Origin of the sequence: Methylobacterium sp. CCH5-D2, from assembly GCF_001556475.1 — a bacterium.
GTDB lineage: Bacteria > Pseudomonadota > Alphaproteobacteria > Rhizobiales > Beijerinckiaceae > Methylobacterium > Methylobacterium hispanicum.
Window position 1 is genome coordinate 1 of sequence record NZ_LSIX01001070.1, and the last position, 2294, is coordinate 2294.

Annotated in this window: 2 protein-coding genes; one reads left to right on the forward strand and one right to left on the reverse strand. The window is 73.2% G+C overall.

Going from position 1 to position 2294, the window contains the following annotated elements:
* Positions 1-64 precede the first annotated feature (64 nt).
* Positions 65-1489, reverse strand: a complete 1425-nt coding sequence (gene ftsY, locus AX737_RS29020; protein WP_066927418.1) for a signal recognition particle-docking protein FtsY — start codon at positions 1487-1489, stop codon at positions 65-67.
* Between the two features lie 59 nt (positions 1490-1548).
* On the opposite strand from ftsY, the gene AX737_RS29025 reads away from it, so the two are divergent.
* On the forward strand, positions 1549-2241 hold the full coding sequence (locus AX737_RS29025) for an RNA pseudouridine synthase (protein WP_066927420.1): 693 nt from the start codon (positions 1549-1551) through the stop codon (positions 2239-2241).
* Positions 2242-2294 lie beyond the last annotated feature (53 nt).

A 2294-nucleotide genomic window follows, 5' to 3' on the forward strand; every position in this document is an offset into this window, starting at 1 on the left:
CTCTCCCGTCACCCTTCGGGTGCCACCCTCCCCCGCAGAGGGGGGAGGGAGAGCGCGGTGCGGCTCACGCCTTCTCCAGCCCGGCGATCGCCCGGGCGAAATCCCGGGCCGCGAAAGGCTCCAGATCCTCCACGCCCTCGCCGACGCCGATGAAGTGCACCGGCAGGCCGAACTTCGCGGCGAGCGCCACCAGGATGCCACCCCGCGCCGTGCCGTCGAGCTTCGTCATCACCAGCCCCGAGACGGGTGCTGCCTGCGAGAACAATTCGACCTGGCTCAGCGCGTTCTGGCCCACCGTCGCGTCGAGCACGAGCAGCGTCGCGTGCGGCGCTTCGGGATCGAACTTGCGGATCACCCGGATGATCTTCTCCAGTTCCGCCATCAGCCCGGCCTTGTTCTGGAGCCGGCCGGCGGTGTCGATGAGGAGCACGTCGGTGCCGGCTTCCCGCGCCTGTTTCAGCGCGTCGAAGGCGAGGCCCGCCGCGTCCGCGCCCTGCGCCCCGCTGATCACCGGCGTGTTGGTGCGCGCCCCCCAGACCTTGAGCTGGTCGATCGCCGCGGCCCGGAAGGTATCGCCGGCCGCCAGCATCACCGAGCGCCCTTCCGCCCGGAACTTCAGCGAGAGCTTGCCGAGCGTGGTGGTCTTGCCGGCCCCGTTCACCCCGACGCAGAGGATGACGTAGGGCTTCCTGGACGCGTCGATGACGAGCGGCTGCGCCACCGGATCGAGCGCCCGCTCCACCTCGGTCGCCAGGATGGCCCGGACCTCGTCGGGCGAGATGCCCTTCTCGTAGCGGCCCTTGCCGACGGCGTCGGAGATCCGGGTCGCGGTCTCGACGCCGAAATCGGCCTGGATCAGGGCGTCCTCCAGATCCTCCAGGGTGGTGGCGTCGAGCTTGCGCTTGGTGAAGAGCCCGGTGACCCGCTCCGAGAGGTTCGACGAGGTGCGCTTCATCCCCGACGTGAGGCGGCTCCACCAGCCGCGGGCCTCCGGCTCGCGCTGCGGCTCGGCCCCGGCGTCGAAGGCGAGCGCGGCGGCCGCATCGACCGGCTGGATGTCGGGGACGGAGGCCGGGTCTTCGTCCGGGCTCTCAGGCTCGCCGGTCTCGGGCTCGCCAGTCTTGGGCTCCCGCGCCTGGGAGGTGGTGTCGGCGGGCTCGGCACCGCGCGCCGGGTCGTCGCCCGCGGTGCCGGCGGGCGGGCGCTCCTCCTGTCCCTCGATCGGCATGAGGTCGGCGCCCTCGACGACGTCCGGCACCGTGTTGCGTGCAGGGGCCTCGGGCGCGGGCTCCTCCGGCGGCAGGGGCACGTGCGCGACGTCGTCGGCCGCCGTGGCGAAGTCGGGATGTCCCTCCGCGGGCGAGGCCGGATCGACCAGCGAGGCCGCCTCGTCCGGCGACGGCGTCTCCTCCGCGGGCGGCTCCGACGCCTTCTCGGCGCCCTTCCGCCCGAACAGGCGTCCGAACCAGCCCGGCTTGTCCTCGCTCATCGTCACGTCCTTGCTGGCGCCCGGTGTCCCGGCGCGCCGGAATGGTCTAGCGGGGAGAGATGTCCGCCCCGATCCTGCCTGACATAGGCGCGCGCCTGCTCTACCGCGATGCCCTGCTGCTCGTCATCGACAAGCCGGCGGGATTGCCGGTGCATCCGGGGCCGAAGGGCGGCGAGACCCTGACCGACCATCTCGACGCGCTCCGCTTCGGCCTGCCGCGCCGGCCGGAGGCCGTGCACCGCCTCGACCGCGACACCTCCGGCTGCCTCGCGCTCGGGCGCCACGCCAAGGCGCTGGCCCGGCTCGGCAAGCTGTTCGCAGGCTCGGCGATCGAGAAGACCTACTGGGCGGTCGTGGTCGGCGGTCCGGATGCGGAGGCCGGGAGCATCGACCTCGCGCTCGCCCGGCGCTCGCCCGATCCGCGCTCGTGGTGGATGAAGGCCGACCCGGCGGGCGACCCGTCGCTGACGCACTGGCGCGTGCTCGGGCGCGACCCGGCGGCCGGCCGGACCTGGCTGGAGCTGAAGCCCGTCACCGGCCGCACGCACCAGCTCCGCGTGCACTGCGCCGAGTCCGGCTGGCCGATCCTGGGCGACCCGATCTACGGCGGCGGCCCGCGCGACGGCGTGCTGCATCTCCATGCCCGCGCGCTCGCGATCCCGCTCTACCCGAAGCGCGACGCGATCCGGGCCGAGGCGCCAGCCCCGCAGCACATGCGGTCGGCCCTCACGGGCTGCGGCTGGCGCGAATAAGTTCTGGATTCCAAAGGTCGAGACCTTTGGCGGGTGCAGGGCAGAGCCCTGCT

Coding starts and splice junctions, on each gene's coding strand:
- AX737_RS29025 (WP_066927420.1), top strand. CDS start 1,549: ATGTCCGCCCCGATCCTGCCTGACATAGGCGCGCGCCTGCTCTACCGC.
- ftsY (WP_066927418.1), bottom strand. CDS start 1,489: ATGAGCGAGGACAAGCCGGGCTGGTTCGGACGCCTGTTCGGGCGGAAG.